2 pseudogenes are annotated in these 710 nt (G+C 32.3%); one reads left to right on the forward strand and one right to left on the reverse strand.

Features of this window, described 5'->3' with window-relative positions:
* Nucleotides 1–320 (forward strand): annotated as a pseudogene (locus IDG60_RS18455) (prephenate dehydrogenase); the annotation flags it as partial.
* Nucleotides 321–456: 136 nt separating this feature from the next.
* Here IDG60_RS18455 and IDG60_RS18460 read toward each other — a convergent pair.
* Nucleotides 457–710 (reverse strand): annotated as a pseudogene (locus IDG60_RS18460) (Y-family DNA polymerase); the annotation flags it as partial.

A 710-nucleotide genomic window follows, 5' to 3' on the forward strand; every position in this document is an offset into this window, starting at 1 on the left:
AAAGACTAATTGAAAGCAATGATTCTGAAAAATTGTTATCATTTTTTGCCCAAGCTAAATCGTATCGCGACGCACTACCCGCTAAACAACTAGGTGGACTAAATACTGCGTATGATCTATATGTAGATATTCCGGATGAATCAGGTATGATAAGTAAAGTGACTTATATCATGAGTTTACATAACATATCTATAAGCAACTTAAGAATCTTAGAAGTACGCGAAGATATATACGGTGCTTTAAAAATTAGTTTCAAAAATCCTACTGACCGAGAACGCGGTATGCAAGCATTGAGTGATTTTGATTGTTATATCCAATAATTATTAAGTCTCTTTTGATAAATTCCCATGTATTCTTAGATATTATTGTGAAATCTATTGTGATATATGAAATATTTATCTTTAGAGACTTATTTTATACGAATCACAGTTATATATTCCTTAAACCGTATAGTCATTACATTTTATGTCCAGCCATTAAACCTAATCTACCATGTTTTGTACCTGCTTCTGTAAACGATACTGCTTTGGACACAATACCTTTGCCGTATTTCAAATGTAATTGGTCTATCGTTTTAGCTAGGCATTCGTCACGTTTGCGTTGGTATTCATCTTCAAACAGACTTAACTGTCGCTCATCCTCATTAATAAATTGACTCAAAGATATACTTAGCGTACGATATAGTGCTTGTTTATTACATAATTTATCTG

This window comes from Staphylococcus sp. EG-SA-2, assembly GCF_017152085.1.